This window comes from Sporosarcina sp. E16_3, assembly GCF_017347125.1.
In the GTDB taxonomy this organism is placed as follows: Bacteria; Bacillota; Bacilli; order Bacillales_A; family Planococcaceae; genus Sporosarcina.
Map to the genome: position 1 here is coordinate 1 of NZ_JADPRX010000032.1, position 17,694 is coordinate 17,694.

13 protein-coding genes are annotated in these 17,694 nt (G+C 39.8%); 10 read left to right on the forward strand and 3 right to left on the reverse strand.

Annotated elements, in window-relative coordinates:
• Window positions 1–321 precede the first annotated feature (321 nt).
• The gene (locus tag I2483_RS15780) at window positions 322–876 is read right to left on the reverse strand and encodes a DoxX family protein (RefSeq protein WP_207278062.1); all 555 of its coding nucleotides are present in this window, start codon (window positions 874–876) and stop codon (window positions 322–324) included.
• 382 nt (window positions 877–1,258) lie between these two features.
• Between I2483_RS15780 and I2483_RS15785 the strand changes: the two genes are divergently transcribed.
• Both I2483_RS15785 and I2483_RS15790 read left to right on the forward strand, forming a co-directional pair.
• Entirely contained in the window at window positions 1,259–2,995 is a 1,737-nt protein-coding gene (locus tag I2483_RS15785) for a sulfate adenylyltransferase (RefSeq protein WP_207278063.1), read from the forward strand.
• 210 nt (window positions 2,996–3,205) lie between these two features.
• Window positions 3,206–4,183 carry a 2-hydroxyacid dehydrogenase gene (locus I2483_RS15790; protein ID WP_255550479.1) on the forward strand — a complete coding sequence of 326 codons (978 nt, stop codon included), beginning with the start codon at window positions 3,206–3,208 and terminating at the stop codon, window positions 4,181–4,183.
• A gap of 325 nt (window positions 4,184–4,508) precedes the next feature.
• Here I2483_RS15790 and I2483_RS15795 read toward each other — a convergent pair whose 3' ends face one another.
• A complete protein-coding gene (locus I2483_RS15795) occupies window positions 4,509–5,030 on the reverse strand; it encodes a cupin domain-containing protein (protein WP_186670921.1) in 522 nt (173 codons plus the stop codon).
• A gap of 738 nt (window positions 5,031–5,768) precedes the next feature.
• A complete protein-coding gene (locus I2483_RS15800; RefSeq protein WP_207278064.1) occupies window positions 5,769–6,755 on the reverse strand; it encodes an iron-siderophore ABC transporter substrate-binding protein in 987 nt (328 codons plus the stop codon).
• A gap of 1,257 nt (window positions 6,756–8,012) precedes the next feature.
• Here I2483_RS15800 and I2483_RS15805 point away from each other — a divergent pair.
• The 8 genes from I2483_RS15805 (at window position 8,013) to I2483_RS15840 (ending at window position 17,445) form a co-directional block, all read left to right on the forward strand.
• A complete protein-coding gene (locus tag I2483_RS15805; RefSeq protein ID WP_207278065.1) occupies window positions 8,013–8,807 on the forward strand; it encodes an ABC transporter ATP-binding protein in 795 nt (264 codons plus the stop codon).
• A gap of 55 nt (window positions 8,808–8,862) precedes the next feature.
• Complete coding sequence (locus I2483_RS15810; protein ID WP_207278066.1) at window positions 8,863–9,918, forward strand: FecCD family ABC transporter permease; 1,056 nt, start codon at window positions 8,863–8,865, stop codon at window positions 9,916–9,918.
• Window positions 9,915–10,952, forward strand: coding sequence for a FecCD family ABC transporter permease (locus I2483_RS15815; RefSeq protein ID WP_207278067.1), 1,038 nt, complete (start codon window positions 9,915–9,917; stop codon window positions 10,950–10,952). Before I2483_RS15810 ends, I2483_RS15815 begins: the two co-directional genes overlap by 4 nt.
• 106 nt (window positions 10,953–11,058) lie before the next feature.
• Window positions 11,059–12,042: an iron-hydroxamate ABC transporter substrate-binding protein gene (locus tag I2483_RS15820; protein ID WP_207278068.1), complete on the forward strand. Its 984-nt coding sequence runs from the start codon at window positions 11,059–11,061 to the stop codon at window positions 12,040–12,042.
• Window positions 12,043–12,182: 140 nt separating this feature from the next.
• Window positions 12,183–13,166, forward strand: a complete 984-nt coding sequence (locus I2483_RS15825) for an ABC transporter substrate-binding protein (protein ID WP_255550480.1) — start codon at window positions 12,183–12,185, stop codon at window positions 13,164–13,166.
• A gap of 125 nt (window positions 13,167–13,291) precedes the next feature.
• A complete protein-coding gene (locus I2483_RS15830) occupies window positions 13,292–15,007 on the forward strand; it encodes an ABC transporter transmembrane domain-containing protein (protein ID WP_207278069.1) in 1,716 nt (571 codons plus the stop codon).
• A gap of 337 nt (window positions 15,008–15,344) precedes the next feature.
• Window positions 15,345–16,403: an NAD(P)/FAD-dependent oxidoreductase gene (locus I2483_RS15835; RefSeq protein ID WP_207278070.1), complete on the forward strand. Its 1,059-nt coding sequence runs from the start codon at window positions 15,345–15,347 to the stop codon at window positions 16,401–16,403.
• A 49-nt stretch (window positions 16,404–16,452) separates the two neighbouring features.
• Window positions 16,453–17,445, forward strand: coding sequence for an ABC transporter substrate-binding protein (locus I2483_RS15840; RefSeq protein WP_207278071.1), 993 nt, complete (start codon window positions 16,453–16,455; stop codon window positions 17,443–17,445).
• The last annotated feature ends 249 nt before the right edge of the window (window positions 17,446–17,694 follow it).

Consider the following 17,694-nt stretch of genomic DNA (forward strand, 5'->3'; position numbering starts at 1 on the left):
CAACAGCGTAATCGTCTATTTCATTCGTTTTTTTAAGAAATCATTTCAAATTCTGTTTCTTTATGATTTTTTAAAAGTACGCATTATGAAATTGATTCAGTTGTATAATAATACGAAGTTAATCAATTACTATGCGACCTATTCTTTATTTTTTGTATAATTACTTGAAAGTGTGAATTTCTCGTCTTGGTGTCTGACAGGTACCTCTCACTGGCCTCTGAGCCTCTAGGCGCTGGAGTCTGGACGTGATTTTATAGTTTCCTAAGCTACAAAAAAATATCCCAAGTAAAAGAACTCGGGATATCATCTAATTTATACAATTCATTTCTTTGACGACCATGGTGTTCCTAAGCGAGGCAACACCCAACGATCTATCCCATACCAACCAGCAACTTTCCAGGCCATAATTAAGAATACTGCAATTATAAACATAACGGGATTCGAACTCACGGTACCTGCCAATAAGAAAGACATATTCATAAGTGCACCAAAGAAAGCTGCAATTCCAGTTAAGAGACCAACGATTAAGCCGAGTCCAATTAACACTTCACCCCAAGCGACCATATAAGAAAATGGGACTGCGTTTGGAATTACGATGCTCTCTAGGAACCAAGCATACCAGCCTGCGACGTCCCCCGACTCGGTTTTGGCAAGGGCGCCCCCCATAAACCCTTTAATTGCAACACCAGCATTAGCGCCAGTCCATACGTCAGAAGTAACTTTTCCAATGCCCGCCATCAGCCAAGAATAACCAAGGTATAATCTTAATACCAACCATATCCATGAGGATGTCGTGTTAGAAAACAACCATTTTGATAGAGGATTTTCTTCGATAATAACATTCTTCCCAAACTGTGATTTCTTCAATTCAACCATGTCATCACCCCATATTTTTATGTCGTTATTCATTATTACTATACATAAAAGATAGAGTAAGAGTATCCTTAGTACTATTTTAATCATAGCATGTGTGACAAGTTTATCCAGTTTAAGTGTCAGTGTATTAATTCAGTAAATGCAATAAAACTGTATAATGTTACAAAGTAAGTAATTCATTATGTGGTTTTCTATTCTTTTTCGCGTGTTTATTCAGACACGCGAATTTTTTTCTTTGTGTTTGACACAGGTACCTCTTTTAAGTGCATGACGCGAATAAATTTCAGAGTATTTGATTTATTTTGAGTGTGCAGGTATAGTAGTGTTAGCATACCTATTTTTTGAATATATAGACAAATAGTTTGAAGGGGGAAGGAATGAGATGGTAAATGTACCAATGGAAAACAAGTTTTTGAACTATCCACAACAGCCTCATGGCGGAAAATTGGTGGATAAGGTAGTAACGGGAAAAGAGCGGGAAGAGGAGCTGGTCAGAGCCAAGCAGCTACCAACGATTATGGTAGACATGGAGGCTTCGATAACGCTTGAAATGATTGCGACGGGGGTTTTATCTCCCAATGAAGGCTTTATGAACGAACCAGATTATAATTCTGTTCTTTCGTCAGGGCGGTTAACAAGTGGCGTAATATGGCCGGCGCCGCTAAGTTTTGCCCCAATCGGTAATCGGAACAAAGAAATCGTGAAGTCCCTTAAGGTTGGGGATGAGGTGACACTTGCGGATGAAAACAATGAACCTGTTGCTATTATGCAAATAGAAGATATTTTTCAGTATGATAAGGAACGGCGCGCGTCTGCTCTTTTTGGTACGACCGATCGTAACCACCCGGGGGTCGATGCAATTTATAGAAGAATGGGCGATGTCTCTTTAGGTGGACCTATTCGATTATTACGGCGAATGGATTGGGGACCATTTGAAAAACTTCGCCTGGAACCAAAAGATACGTGGCGTATATTTTATGAAGAGAAGAAGTTTCGTACCGCGGCAGGTTTTATAACAGGGGCCAATCCCTTGCATAGGGGTCATGAATATATTCATAAGAACGCTTTGGAAGAATTAGATGGCTTGCTTCTTCAACCTTTAGTCGAGATGGCCAAACGTGAGTATACACGTCATGAATACCGTATGTTGTCTTATCGAAGCGTTTTAGATACGTATTATCCACAAGGTCGTTCCATTCTCGCTCCTTTGCGAGTGACGTATATTTTTGCAGGACCGCGGGAGACTGTTTTACACGCCCTAATTATGAAGAACTATGGTTGTACGCATGCGCTCATAGGGCGAGATCATGCGGGAATTGGTGATTATTATGATAAGTATGCGAGCCATAGTATATTTGACGAGTTTAAACCTGAAGAGTTAGGGATTGAAATTCGATTGTATCATGAAGTCTTTTATTGCACACGGTGTGATAGTCCCGCTACAGGGCAGTCCTGTCCACATGATGAACAGTACAGGATTAATATTTCTGGTACGGGTATACGTGAAATGCTTCGTCATGGGATTATGCCTCCGAAGGAAATTGTGCGTCCAGAATCAGCTCGTATTGCGATGCAGGGGGTTCAGCCAAAAGGACTTGATGAGTTTGAAAGATCCATTTCACCAGTTGGCAAAACGCTTAAAAGCATATTCCCTTTCTATTTGGCAAGGACAAGGCTCGGTGGACGAAAACGCAAAACGCCATTGACGGTGGAGGAACTAACAAACCTTGATTTAGAAGCGGCGAACTTGGATGTCCGTACCAATGCAGACCGAATTTATCGGGATATTTTTGACGAGTTTAGTAGTGTGGGTGATGTTAATCGCAATTTGCAGCCGGAATGGATTGCAGATGCCCGGGATTCAATGCGCGCTCAACAGGAAATGGTCATTCAGGACTTGGAGGAGAAAGTGGCACAAGCGCCAGCTACCGCTTCCGATGAATTCTTGTATCAGGATAAGGAAGAATCTCAACGTGAACTTGATGTCGCTAAAAAGATTCTAACGGACATTCCGATGGTGCTGGATGATGATCATTTAGAAGACCGGACTTGGAATCTCCTCCCTTATCATCGTTATCGCGGCAGTGATGAACCCAACGAAGACACTAATGAAAAGTAAATTTTACTTCTATAGATTTTAAAGCTATTAAGCGTATCACTTAGATGAATAAGTGATACGCTTTGTTTTCTTGTAATAATCCGATGTCTTGGGATGCTGGGTTCTCATTGAATTTAGAGTTGCCTGTGTACCTAACAATTTCACGTGCTAGTGATTGTAAAATATGAAACAATGAAGTTAGAAGCTAGTGAATCGTAGGGGGAATGAAAATTGAAACCAAAAGTGTATTCAACATATTCGATACCTGAACATGTGAAAGAGTTTATGGCTGAGTATTGTGATATTCGAGAGTGGCAGGGAGATGGGCGAATTCCGAGGGATATCCTGTTAAAGGAAATTGCTGATGTAGAAGGTTTATATACTGGGGGCAGCAGTATGGTTGGAAGGATTGATGAGGAGTTGCTGAATCACGCCCCTCATTTAAAAATCATTAGTAACGTATCTGTTGGTTACAATAACTTTGATGTAGAAGCTATGACTAAACGAAATGTAATTGGAACCAATACGCCTCATGTATTGGATGAAACGGTTGCGGATTTAGCATTTGCCCTCATTTTATCCACTGCTAGACGCATCACTGAATTGGATCGGTTCGTCAAAGAGGGGAACTGGAAACCAACGACAAATTATCGTGAGATCTATGGGAAAGATGTACATAGCACCACGTTAGGCATCATTGGAATGGGGAGAATCGGAGAAGCGATTGCGAGAAGGGCAAAATTCGGATTTAATATGGATGTCCTTTATTTTAATCGGAACAGAAAACCGGAAGCTGAAGAGAAGTATGACGCGGAGTATTGTGACTTGACATCACTTTTAACACGTGCCGATTACATTGTGTTGATGACGCCCCTTACACCTGAAACGTTCCAACTCATTGGTGAAGAAGAATTTAAATTGATGAAGAAATCAGCTGTTTTCATAAATGTATCTCGCGGTCAGACGGTCGATGAACAAGCGCTTATCCATGCTTTACAAAATGGCGAGATTCATGGGGCGGGATTGGATGTATTTGAAAAAGAGCCCGTGGATTCAGATAATCCATTGCTTCAAATGTCGAATGTTGTGACAGTCCCTCACATCGGATCTGCTACAGCGAGAACAGAAGCCGCAATGGCGATGCGAGCGGCAGAGAATTTAGTAGCTGTTTTAACGGGGAAGGAACCCATAGACCCTGTTGGAAGTTAAATCTTAGGTATGCTGTGCAGCAAAAAATCATGAGCGTTTAGACATTTACGACAGTTCTTATACAGGTATCTGATACTATTTCGGGTATTAATGATTCGTTCGGAGTATCGCTCAACTATGTATAGAGGACCTGAAGTTAGAGATTGTTATGATCTCTGGCTTTATTCTTGTCTTGAAATAATGAGGTTTGGGGTAGTAGCGCAAATCAAGCACCTTGGAATTCATTGAAGTCAACAAATGGAAAAGTCAACCAATCCATAAATCAAGGATTGGTTGACTTTTGAATGCTGCGTGAAATGGGAAAAATAGAAATGAAGTTCTGATATTATTCTGGAACTTTTTCGTATGCTAGCTTCATAATAATCTCTTCGTGTTGAGGATACGTTGTTAATAGTTCAGCTTGTGTGAACAGTTCAAAGTCTTGGAAATCAAACCCTGGAGAAACCATACAACCTACTAGGGAGCAAGTATCATCCGCCATGACAGATGATCCGAAAATTGAATTTTGGGGGACTAACGCTTGGGGGACCTCTCCATTATCTAAATCCATGCCTAGTTTGATTTCTTTATAATCTCCAATTTCATCAATGACATGTATAGTTAACGAACTTCCAGCGTGATAATACCATAATTCATCCGATTTTAAACGGTGAAAATGAGAGACATCATTTGATGTTAATAGAAAGTAAATGCTCGTATAGAGCTTTCGGTGACCTTCAAAATCACTAGTTAATTCTTTATCAGACGTACGTTCTTCCGATTCAAAGGTTCTTTTATAATATCCACCTTCTGGATGAGGGATCATTCCAAGTTTAGATACCCAGTAATTCGCATTCATTTTCTTCATCATAAAATTCCTTTCGTTTATGAATTGTGTATTATTTTGATTTGTTCTAGCTATATGATGTAGCTGAATAAACAGTGAGTAACTACCTGGATTCTTTTCAATGAGAATTAAGTGGTTACTTTTTTGTATGTGTGATTGGGCGTGGGGATGACATCAGCACATAGGGTTAGCGCCTTTACAGATACGAGGAGGATTCTTATGAAAGCTTTTAATAAAAACAAGGTTAAAAAGCTAAAGCTGAAAAAAGTGAACCTTAGTCAAGTTACTCAAACTTTTGATTGATTTAAAATCGGACAAAAGTACTGAATTGTATTTTCTCTTGTGATGGTGCTATTTCTATTTTCATCATTAATTAAAGGTTCAGTGGCGTTTGTTAATCGTTCTATTGAGGAAGGCGTAGGTATGCTATGGAGAAAGCGAGCTGCGCGGATTGCTTGGCCGACTTATTGATGAAATGCATTGGATTGGAAATAACTGGATCACCCTTTCAGATCCATTGGATGCTGTTTGAGTAAATTGATAGTGAAGCAGCAGTCTTAATCAAAAGTTAACACATTCGCTTAGTACTAATTTCATAAATTACAAATTAATCTCGCGAACTGCATACGTTATGATTACAACCTGCATGCCAGTCCCTTAAAATCAAAATTATGTGGACTGGCATGAGGATGTAAGGTGATGTGAATGTCGAAGGAAAGCGTACTGTCGCACCTTTTTCTATAGCTTGGAAACTCTCTGTCACTCGCCGTTTGTTAACTCATTAACGATCAAATTCAAAGAATTTTCCTTAATCAGCGGATAATCACTGATGGTCCAATGGGGCACACTGTAGACTTGTCCTGCTTTCACAGCGGTGAGATTTTTCCAGACAGAAGTAGCGGCATACATCTCTAGATCCGTCTGCGCTTCCAAATCTTCTTCGGAGTTGCCTACTTCTAGGAAAAGATGATCTGGATTAAAAGAAGGCAGAGATTCCAGCGAAATTTGTTCTGCTTTATTAATGCTCTCTATTCCAGGAGCAGGCGTGAGTTTCAACCCCGAGAACAGAATTTCCGCAAAGCCATGATTCGGTCCATATAATCGGATGATTTTCGGTTGAATGCGTAAATACATGAACGTTTCACCAGGTTTCACATGTGCAGCGATGAGTTTTCGGGCTTCGTCCAATTTTTGTTCATATTGCTCGATCCATTGCTGCGCTTCCTCTTCTTTTTGCAAGACTACACCCATTTTAATAAGGCCAGTTCGCCAATCATCAGAATTTTCGAGGATCACTGTCGGTGCGATTTTACTCAGATCATCGTTAATCTTGGAATCCCGGGAAATAATCAAATCCGGTTCAATTTCCACTAAGGCTTCCAAATTAGCGGAGTCGCCAAGCGGAATGACGCCGGACAATGCATCGTTGTCCAAATAAGGAAGCTCTAAAGACCCTATGTATGTAGTGGAAGCATACGGTTTTATGCCAAGTGCCAGCATTTGATCAGCCAGTCTGTAATCGAGTACGACAATTTTCTCCGGTTTTCCTACAATAGTGGTTAGACCGGCGGCATGTTCAATGACTCGCTGCTGTGGTGTGTTCGCGGATGCTGCTTCTTTGATACTATCTACTGAATTATCTTCTTTGGGAGAGGTACAGCCCGAAAGTAAAATGAGCAGAAGCAGCAAGGATAGGATGACTGACAATCGTGAACCTGATGAACGATCTGAGTTGATTTTGAACATGATACTAAAATTAACCTCCATTATGAATTATTAAGTTAGTCTAAACAATAATGATAATCATTATCAGTTAGAAAGTCAAGAAAAGACTAGTATGACTCGGGGTAATCGTTTACGGGGGATTACCCTAAGTCATGCCAAATATGGGTCATTTTCACCTATAATCTCTTTGTGTGCAGCGTTTCCGCCCTAATTTTAGGTACCCAATTGCCCTGCACGACAGTTAATAAGAGTAATTTAAAACTATAAATGTATATTACACTGAATGATTCTACAGAAAAATGCTCCTTCAGTAGAATAGATACTGACAACCAAATCAGTTCCATACGCTACAAATGAATTGCGTAGACCAAGACATCGTCAATCGTCAATACTTATCTCTGTTGCCTCGGAGCATATTGGATTGTGCATTAGTGAATTATGACTATGATAAGTTATCTGAATACGCATTAGTCAAATTCATGATTCTTGTGCAGCTATTTCGTTGGAGAAGGTGGGAGAAAATCGAACAAGTAATCAGCGCTAAACCGGCTATCTGAATCGAATTGGATCTGGATTCTATTAGTGGATCTCAGCTGAGTCGGCGACTTGTGAAGTTAGACACATCAGCATTGGCAGACTTGTTGGTATCAGTCACGAAACGATACTGGTTGGTACGTGGTAAAACCACTGGAATTTGTGCTAACATTGGGATCCTAAAATTAATTGATTCCACACATATCAAGTTGCCGTAAAACGCATCTACTTGGACCGCCATAAGTAAGGATTCTAGGGGGGAAAGCTACATCTCCGATTAGCCGTTGCTTTTGCAACTGGGGTTAATTATCTCTTTGATGCTTAAGTGTTAGAGCCTCTGGACGCGGGTTCGACTCCCGCCGTCTCCACCATACATAAGATCTGATGGTGCCACCATATATTTAAGATAAGGATATCCTTGCCAATACGGCAAAGATATCCTTATTTTTATTAATGAAAATATACTCAAACGTAATCCGAATAGTAGAGAATCTACATAGAATACACCTCCTGTAACCATGCATTTAAAGAAAGCCCGCTACTATTAAATGCTACCCCAAAAAACTAAACTTACTGTAACTTCTGCAAGCTGTTGACAATTATCTAAATAGTATCTAATATATAAATGAGATTGATAATCGTTATCAATTAAAGTTAGCGGATAACTAGTCCTTAGAAAAGTAAAAGAAGGAAAGAAACCTTAATCAAACGATACGATTATTAAAAGGAAAGGAAGTACTGAAAATGTCAGCTATTAAAGTGGATCATGTTGCAATAGGTTACTCAAACACACTTATTATTGATGATTTAAGTGTCTCTATTCCTGAAAAAAAGATAACTACGATTATTGGCCCAAATGGTTGTGGGAAATCTACTTTATTAAAGGCTATTTCGAGAGTATTGAAAACAAAAAGCGGTGCGGTCTATCTTGACGGTCGTGCGATTCATCAGTTAGAAACGAAAGAAGTCGCCAAGAAGATGGCGATTTTGCCACAATCGGCGAATGCACCAGGGGGACTTACTGTATTTGAATTGGTTTCCTATGGCCGTTTCCCGCATCAAAGTGGATTCGGTTCATTAAAAAAAGAAGACTATGAATATATTTATTGGGCAATTGACGTAACCGGATTAAATGAATTTAAGGATCGTCCTGTTGAAGCGTTATCAGGTGGACAAAGGCAACGTGTTTGGATTGCAATGGCGCTTGCGCAGGACACTGAAATTCTTATTCTCGACGAGCCGACTACATATTTAGATTTAGCACATCAACTGGATATTTTACTCCTCTTACAGCGGCTTAATGAGGAGGAAGGCCGAACAATTGTCATGGTGCTCCACGATTTGAATCATGCCTCCCGTTTTTCTGATTATATGATTGCCATGAAAAACGGCAAATTAGTGAAAGAGGGGACACCGGAAGAAGTGATGACGTGTCCAAATTTACAGCTTGTATTTAACATAGAAGCCAGAATTGCAACTTGTCCATTTAGTGATAATCCAATTTGTCTATCGTATCAATTATGTCAGAAGGATCGGTAGTCCTTTTTCTCAAAAAAGTATGCCGATTGTAAGTTTGTTGTGGGGGAGGAAAGGTATGTCTGCATCAGCGGAAGTTTCTGCCAAGATAGAAAAGTTAACGGAAATTAAGAAACACTCACATCCAATTGTTGCGGTAGTTGTTTTATTTGGAGGTATGTTTGCATTACTGGTTGCGATAGGTCTTTCCATTTCATTTGGAGCTGCGGACATAAAGTTAGCAACTGTTTGGACAGCTGTGTTTCAATTTGATCCGGATCTAACGCAGCATCAAATTATTCGAGAAATACGTATGCCGCGCGTTCTTGGTGCAGCACTAGTTGGATCATGTTTTGCCGTATCTGGTGCACTAATGCAGGGAATGACTCGAAATCCACTAGCAGATTCCGGTCTTTTGGGCCTGAATGCCGGTGCTGCATTTATGCTTGCACTCTGCTTTGCTTTATTACCCGGCCTTCCATATATGTACCTAATCATGTATTCCTTTTTAGGTGCTGGTTTAGGTGTTGGAATCGTGTATGGAGTAGGTTCGATGTCACGAGGCGGTTTGACACCGATGCGACTTGTCCTTGCTGGAGCTGCAGTAAGCGCATTGTTAGGAGCACTTAGCGAAGGAATTGCTCTTTATTTTCGTATTGGGCAAGATTTAGCCTTTTGGTATGCCGGTGGTGTATCGGGCACGAAATGGGTTCATCTCCAAATCATGTCCCCATGGATTCTCGTTGCGATGATCGGTGCACTCATTCTTTCTCGTTCGATCACACTCTTAAGCCTTGGAGAAGAGGTGGCAATTGGACTAGGTCAACGAACAAAGACGATTAAATTAGTTGGGATGATTATCGTGCTTATCCTAGCTGGAGCTGCTGTTTCTGTAGTAGGGGCAGTTGGTTTTGTTGGATTAATCGTTCCTCATCTTACCCGTTTTCTAGTTGGTCATGATTATCGTTGGATTATACCTTGTTCAATTGTGCTTGGTGGTCTGTTAGTTGTTTTAGCTGATCTCGGAGCAAGAATGATTAATCCACCGTATGAAACGCCAATTGGCGCATTGATTGCCTTAATTGGGGTACCGTTCTTCCTGTACCTTGCACGAAAAGGAGGAAAAGAACTATGAAAGAAAAGAATAATAGGACTCATACCCAACATAGGGCAAAGACTAAAAATCTGATAATCATCGGTGTTCTAGGATTGCTCATTGTCTTTGCATTCATGATTAGCATGAATACGGGCTTTATACGATTGACTCCGCTTGAAGTGATCCGCACGCTGTTTGGACTAGGAACGGATAAACAACATCTAATTCTATTTGAATTTCGTTTACCGCGTATAATTATTGCGGTATTGGTAGGGATGGGACTGGCAGTATCTGGCTGTGTATTACAAGGGATATCCCGCAATGCTTTGGCGGATCCAGGCATATTAGGAATCAACGCAGGTGCAGGACTAGCCGTCATGTTATTTATATCTTTTTTTCCATCAACTGCAGCAACACCTGTCTTTTTACTTCCTGTTTTGGCGTTTTTAGGGGCGGGGGTAACAGCAGTAATCATTTATTCGTTAGCTTATAAACGACATGAGGGAATTTCACCTATGCGGTTACTGCTCACAGGTGTGGCAGTTGCAGCCGGTATTAGTTCGGCCATGATTGTTTTAACACTGCGCTTAAGTCCAGAAAACTATCAATTTGTTGCTACTTGGTTAGCGGGCAGTATTTGGGGGTCAAATTGGAAATTTGTATTGTCCTTGTTGCCATGGATTCTCGTTTTAATTCCATTTGTATTTTCGAAAGCACGTGTATTAAACGTACTAAATTTAGGAGACTTAACAGCTACTGGCTTAGGTGCTTCGATTGAGAAAGAGCGTCGAATATTACTTGCTGCAGCAGTTGGATTAGCGGGAGCTAGCGTATCAGTTAGTGGTGGTATCGGATTTGTGGGGCTGATTGGTCCTCATTTAGCACGTCAACTAGTCGGGTCCAGACATCAATTTTTAATACCAGCTGCAGCTTTAACAGGGGGGCTGTTAGTCCTTGTAGCGGATACACTTGGTCGTTGGATACTACAGCCATCAGAGATTCCAGCTGGAATTGTCGTCGCTGTGATTGGGGCGCCGTACTTCCTTTACCTACTATCGCGCTTGAAAGATTGATATAACCCATCGTCTGTTATAAACATCCACTCGTTACCTGGCAATTGCAGGGCGGTGTTAATCTTATTTTTTTTTGACAAAAAACGAATAGTAGGAGAATGAAACTATGTTAAATAATAAAAAAAGAAATGGTATCATGTCTAGTTTTTTAGTACTATCACTATCTTTAGCAGGGTGTAGCGATAGTGGTGAAAATGTAACACAAACCAAAGACAACGAAAAAAAACCGGCAACCGAAGAACTTTCCACAGAACGTATACTAACAGATGCTATGGGGCATGAAGTGACCATTCCTGCAAATCCGAAACATATTATTGCTTCCTATTTGGAGGACAATTTAGTTGCACTCGGTATTACACCTGCTGCTCAGTGGTCCATTAATGATGGTGCGGGGCTCCAAGATTATCTACAAGTCTATTTAAAAGATGTACCAACGATACCTTCAGAACTTCCATTTGAGGTCGTGGCGAGTTTTACTCCGGACTTAATTATTATGAGCTCAGCGCAAGAAGTTGAAGGATCGAAATACGATCAATATGCTAAAATTGCTCCTACTTATGTTGTTGAAGTAGAGAATAATAGCGATTGGAGAGAAAAGTTATTAAGTGTAGGTGAGATTTTTGAAAAGACGGATGAAGCCAAACAAGTATTAGAAGTATATGAAAAGAAAGCAACAGAATCAAAGAAGATTATACAGGACTCGATTGGCTCTGAATCAGCTGCTGCTATTTGGCTCGTAAATAATAACTTTTACATCGTAAGCGAAAATGTATCTAGTGGGGCAGTGTTATATGGTGATCTTGGTCTTTCAACTCCAAGTGTAGTCAAAGAAATTTCAAGCACCGCCACAGGAAATTGGTCGGCGATTTCCTTAGAGCGATTAGCTGAACTTGATGCAGATCATATTTTCTTGATTAATAGTGATAAAGGAAATGGCGCAGAAATGTTAAAAGACCCTGTGTGGAAGAATATACCTGCCGTGAAAAATGGTCATATTTATGAATATGGTGCTGAGACTAGCTGGTTATATTCAGGGGTGATTGCAAACACGCAAATTATTGATGGTGTTGTGGAATCCCTTACCAAATAAAACTAGTTACTGAGTTGAATATCTTTACCTCAGTATCTAGTTCATATTAATACAAGGACAACTAAAATTGACATAGTTGGATAAATGCATTAACTTGTTAATGAGAATGAAAATCATTATCAGTCGAGGGGGGATTTCCGTTGAAGAATAAATCTAATCTCGTTTTTTGTCTGTTACTCGCTATGTTAGCTATGATGATTGCCGCTTGTGGTAGTACGAGCAGTCAAACATCTGATAGTAAGAAAGGTACGGAAGAGGCAAAGAATGATAAGGCTGAAAGTGAAAAACCAGAAACAAGAATTGTTAAAACGATCCACGGCGATATTGAGATACCGACAAACGCAAAAAGAATTGTTGTAGATAGCTATTTACCTACACTACTTATACTTGGAGAAAAACCTGTTGGCGCAACAAAAACAGATCTTGAGAACGTTCATATTCAAGATTTAATAGTTGGTATTGAGAGTACTGGTGAGAGTGCTGTGGAAACAATATTGAATTTAAACCCAGATTTGATTATTAGTGCGGATTCTGAAAAAAGTACATTTGAGAAATTTTCCAAAATGGCGCCTACAGTGATTATTCCTTACGAAACATATAGTGATGCTTACGAGGAAGTAAGAGCGATTGGAGAGATGCTAGGGAAGGGAAAAGAAGCAGAAGAATGGCTGACTACTTTTGATGATAAAATTCAACAACAAAGGGATAAAGTCAAGGCGGTAATGGAAGAGGGCGAAACAGTTTCTATCTTCGGCGCATTCGGTAAAGACTCGTATATCTATGGAGATGGTATTTATCGTGGTGGGCAAGCAATCTATAAACATCTTAAGTTAACTCCGCAAGAGCGTATCAAAAAAGAGTTAATAGATACTGGAGAAACATTCAAACAAGTTTCCTTTGAAGTACTAACTGATTATGCTGGTGATTATATCTTTTTCGATCAATCACATGGTGGTACGTTAGATAAAGAGGATCCTGTTTGGGAATCTGTAGATGCAGTCAAAAAGAATAATGTTTTCTATCTTGATGCCAAACGGTTTTGGCCATATGATCCGATAGCCGTGTTAGCGCAAGCAGAAGAAGTAGCGGATATGCTTGTTGCTAAGAAAAAGGGAGAACAGTAATTCATATGGAAGAGGCTAGTTCTGAATGGGGTTTGATGTCAGACCTAGCCTCTAATCATTTTCACCGAAAGAATTGTTGATGAATGCTCTACACAAAACCAATAATGTAAGGAGCGTGATACCTAGTGCTAAAACGTTTTTTCTCTTATTACATACCGTATAAAAAGCTTTTCATTTTGGACTTTTCATGTGCAGTCATTGCCGCGTTACTAGAGCTAGCCTTTCCACTAGCGGTCCATCGTGTAGTGGATGATTTGTTACCTAGCTCAAACTGGACCTGGATTTTATGGGGATGTGTCTCGTTACTTGGAATTTATATTATCAGTGCGGCTCTTCATTATGTTGTCACTTACTGGGGCCATAAGCTGGGCATTAATATAGAGTCGGATATGCGAAAAGATCTCTTCACGCATGTACAGAAGTTATCGTTCCGATTTTTTGATAATAATAAAACAGGTCATTTGGTTTCTAGAATGACAAACGATTTAATGGATATTGGTGAAATCGCACATCATGGACCTGAGGATTTCTTCATAGCACTTATGACGCTCACTGGTGCATTTGCAATTATGTTCACGATAAACCCAGAATTAGCTGTACTCACATTTATTATTGTTCCACTTATTATTAGTCTTTCTTTGTACTTCAGTAAGAAAATGTCTGTAGCATTTAGTCGCTTTTTTACGGATATTGCAGATTTTAATGCACGTGTAGAAAATAATGTGAGTGGAATGCGCGTCGTTCAAGCATTTTCCAATGAAGATCATGAAATTGCTCAATTCAATGAAAACAACGTTCGTTTTCGTGATTCAAAACTAATTGCGTATCGTGTTATGGCTTGGAATTCATCCATTAGCTATATTCTCATGAAAGTTGTCACATTGTTTGTTCTTCTATGCGGAACGTGGTTTGTTATCAATAAAGACATGACATACGGAGAGTTCCTTGCCTTTATTCTACTGTCGAATGTGTTTTTAGGACCGATTCAGCAAATCAATGGCGTTATTGAAATGTATCCTAAAGGAATTGCTGGATTCAAGCGATTTACTGAAATGCTAGATACAGAGCCAGATGTAGCAGATGCTCCAGATGCAATGGATGTCGGACTTTTGGAAGGAGATATAACGTTCCAGGACGTATCGTTTGGTTATGAAGGTAAAGATAATGTGTTGGAGAATATTAATCTAACGATTCGTGCGGGAGAAACAGTAGCCCTTGTTGGACCATCAGGTGCTGGAAAAACGACGATTTGCAGTCTGTTACCTCGGTTTTACGATATCAAGGAAGGCTCATTATTGATTGATGGAATTGAAACTAGAAAAATGACGCTTGCCTCTCTCCGTGCCCAAATTGGAATTGTCCAACAAGATGTATTTCTATTTGACGGATCGATTCGAGAGAATATCGCATATGGCGATCTAGATGCTTCAGAAGAGGATATATGGAAAGCGGCGAAAAGAGCCCAGTTGGAAGATATTATTCTTTCTCAATCGGAAGGAATGGATACGATGATAGGAGAGCGTGGTGTTAAACTTTCGGGCGGACAAAAACAACGTCTTTCTATAGCCCGAATGTTTCTGAAAAACCCATCTATCCTTATTTTAGATGAAGCTACATCAGCACTTGATACTGAAACTGAGGTCGCAATTCAACAGGCTTTAACTGAGTTATCTATTGGGCGCACAACACTTGTGATTGCACACCGATTAGCAACGATTAAAAATGCAGATCGGATAATTGTTGTGACAGAGGATGGCATTGTAGAGCAAGGAAGTCATGCTGAGTTGTTAGATGTACAAGGAGCTTATAGCAGGCTTCACCAAGCTCAATTTGGAGTCTGACAGTGGAGCGGGAGAAGTGCCTCTGGAAATTCAACTAAACATTTTGCTATTAACTAGAGCAGATCAAACGAAGTGATTTCGTGAAGGGAGCTAACAAAGTAGTTATTTTATACTTTGTTAGCTTTTTTAGGATAGTGACAATAGCTGTGAGTGGGGGCATCAAAGAATACATCATTTTAGTTGAGTTTTTCAGAAAAGGATTGTAAACGGGTTCATTATGTCTTATACTAAAACTAATGAGAACGATTATCATTATCAACTAAAAAAGAGTGGGTACTAAAATAGTATTGGCGAGTCGTACAAAGCATAACAACAACCTAAAAAAGGGGCGTTCATAATGAACTCAGAACAATTATATGATGTAACAATTATTGGTGGTGGCCCAGCAGGACTTTTTTCGGCTTTCTATAGTGGTTTAAGGGAAATGAAAACAAAGATAATCGAGTTCCAACCTTATTTAGGCGGAAAAGTGCATGTCTATCCGGAGAAAATGATTTGGGATATTGGGGGGCTTACACCTGTTACAGGAGAACGACTGATTGAACAAGTAATTCAGCAAGGACTAACTTTTGAGCCCGAGCTTGTATTAGGTGAAAAAGTGACGTCGATTAACAAAGATGAAGATGGAAACTTTGTTATTCAGACATCTACGAACCAAAAGCATTTGTCCAAAACTGTCATTTTAGCTGTTGGTGGGGGAATCTTGAAACCAACAAAATTAGAAATTGAAGGCGCTGAACGTTTTGAAGTTTCAAATTTGCATTATACGGTAAAATCTCTTGCACGTTTTAAAGGGAAAACCGTATTGATTTCCGGAGGCGGAAATGCTGCTGTTGACTGGGCGAATGAGTTGGAACCGATTGCGGAAAAAGTCTATTTAACTTACCGGAAGGATATGTTGAAAGGGCATGAGGCAGAAGTATCAAGACTATTCAATAGTTCTGTCGAGTGCTTATTGAATACATCAATCCAAAAACTCATCGCAGCAAGTGACCACGAAACCATTGAGAAGGTGGAGTTAGTTAACGGAGAAGATGGAAATGTGATTCAGCTGTCTGTTGATGAAGTGATTATTAATCATGGCTATGATCGTGATAAAGAGTTGACCTCGAGTAGTGGATTGGATATAGAAATGGCGAATGAATATAGTATTGCAGGCAGTCCCATGAGTGAAACATCTGTACCAGGGCTCTTTGCGGCAGGAGATATTTTGAATCACGAAGGGAAGCTTCATTTAATAGCAGGGGCGTTTCAGGACGCGGCAAATGCTGTGAATAAAGCAAAGCAGTATATCGCGCCAGAAGCTTATGGGCACGGAATGGTCTCTTCACATAATGACATCTTTAAAGAGAAAAATCGTGAATTAGTCAAACATTTATATGCAGTGAAAAACTAACTTAGTATAGCGAGGCATTGCCAGTTAGGTAAAAATGGAGGAACAAAAGATGGGGACAAAACAAATAGCTTACAAATTATTAATAATAATGCTTCTATCATTAGTGCTTGTTGCTTGTACTAACAATCAATCGAGTAAAAATGATGCAAAGATAGAGGAGGCAACTTCTAAAGGAGATGCGGTACAAAAAGAACCTTCTACTCGCTTGTTTACGGATGCGATGGGACGTAAGGTAGAGTTGCCTGCCAATCCAGAACGCATTATCGCCCATTTTTATGCATCTGAAATGATTGCCATTAATCAACCAATTATCGGTACAAATTTTATTAACGCGACTGAAGTACTTACGGAAGCACAATTAAAAGGAATTGAAGATATCGGTGGGGATGGCGTAGCACCAAATTTGGAGAAAACTTTAGCACTTAACCCCGATTTAATTATCGTCCCAAACTTTTTGGAAGCATCTGATCTTGATGAACTGTCTAAAATTGCCCCAACTGTAGCAATAGATTATAGCAGTGATGTAATTTCCCGGCTAAAGACATTAGGTGAAATCATTGGGAAACCTGAAAATGCCGAAAAATGGATTACCGATTATACGGCAAAAGCTGAAGAAAAACGTGATGAAGTCAAGCCTTTAATCGCTCCCGGTGAAACAGCTTCTGCTTTTATTATCTATGAAGGTAAACAACTATATGTATACGGTCCCCAACGGTTAGGACCGATTATGTACGATGCACTTGGATTTATAATGCCTCCAAAGGTCGAAGAAATGTTCCTAGATAAAAAAGATTCTTTGTGGGAAATGATATCGCTCGAAGTACTTCCTGAATTTGCCGGAGATCGAATATTCCTAATCGCTTCAGATGATAGTGAAGAGTCGAAACAAATGATTGAGGAAGTTATCAATGGACCAATTTGGAAGGGAATTCCGGCTGTGAGAAACGGTAAAGCCTATGTTGTTGAAAGTAGATGGGCGTTTAATGACCCATTAACATTGGACTGGTTATTAGATGAAATGCCGAAGACGATTTCACGATAGTAGAATTTTAGCCATTTAGTTAGCAAATGATTTAAAATGGCTGGATTTTGCGGTAGTCAGAAGTAAGTAGGTATTATTAGTGTTAGAAATACTTTTCCGTTTTTATTCGTAGGAAGAAAAAGAGCTGTCTCCAAGGCCTGTTGCAGGGCATTGAAGACGGCTCTTTTTCGATAATCGTATGGTGATCCTTCATCCGTCGCGCTCAAAATGCTTAGTACACGAAGTGCTGAAGCATTCTTCAGCGGCTAA

What these genes read in the sequence shown, in the direction of transcription:
- I2483_RS15820 (WP_207278068.1), top strand. Translation starts at nt 11,059, where the DNA reads ATGTTAAATAATAAAAAAAGAAATGGTATCATGTCTAGTTTTTTAGTA.
- I2483_RS15800 (WP_207278064.1), bottom strand. Translation starts at nt 6,755, where the DNA reads ATGTTCAAAATCAACTCAGATCGTTCATCAGGTTCACGATTGTCAGTC.
- I2483_RS15840 (WP_207278071.1), top strand. Translation starts at nt 16,453, where the DNA reads ATGGGGACAAAACAAATAGCTTACAAATTATTAATAATAATGCTTCTA.
- I2483_RS15815 (WP_207278067.1), top strand. Translation starts at nt 9,915, where the DNA reads ATGAAAGAAAAGAATAATAGGACTCATACCCAACATAGGGCAAAGACT.
- I2483_RS15785 (WP_207278063.1), top strand. Translation starts at nt 1,259, where the DNA reads ATGGTAAATGTACCAATGGAAAACAAGTTTTTGAACTATCCACAACAG.
- I2483_RS15780 (WP_207278062.1), bottom strand. Translation starts at nt 876, where the DNA reads ATGGTTGAATTGAAGAAATCACAGTTTGGGAAGAATGTTATTATCGAA.
- I2483_RS15810 (WP_207278066.1), top strand. Translation starts at nt 8,863, where the DNA reads ATGTCTGCATCAGCGGAAGTTTCTGCCAAGATAGAAAAGTTAACGGAA.
- I2483_RS15835 (WP_207278070.1), top strand. Translation starts at nt 15,345, where the DNA reads ATGAACTCAGAACAATTATATGATGTAACAATTATTGGTGGTGGCCCA.
- I2483_RS15795 (WP_186670921.1), bottom strand. Translation starts at nt 5,030, where the DNA reads ATGAAGAAAATGAATGCGAATTACTGGGTATCTAAACTTGGAATGATC.
- I2483_RS15805 (WP_207278065.1), top strand. Translation starts at nt 8,013, where the DNA reads ATGTCAGCTATTAAAGTGGATCATGTTGCAATAGGTTACTCAAACACA.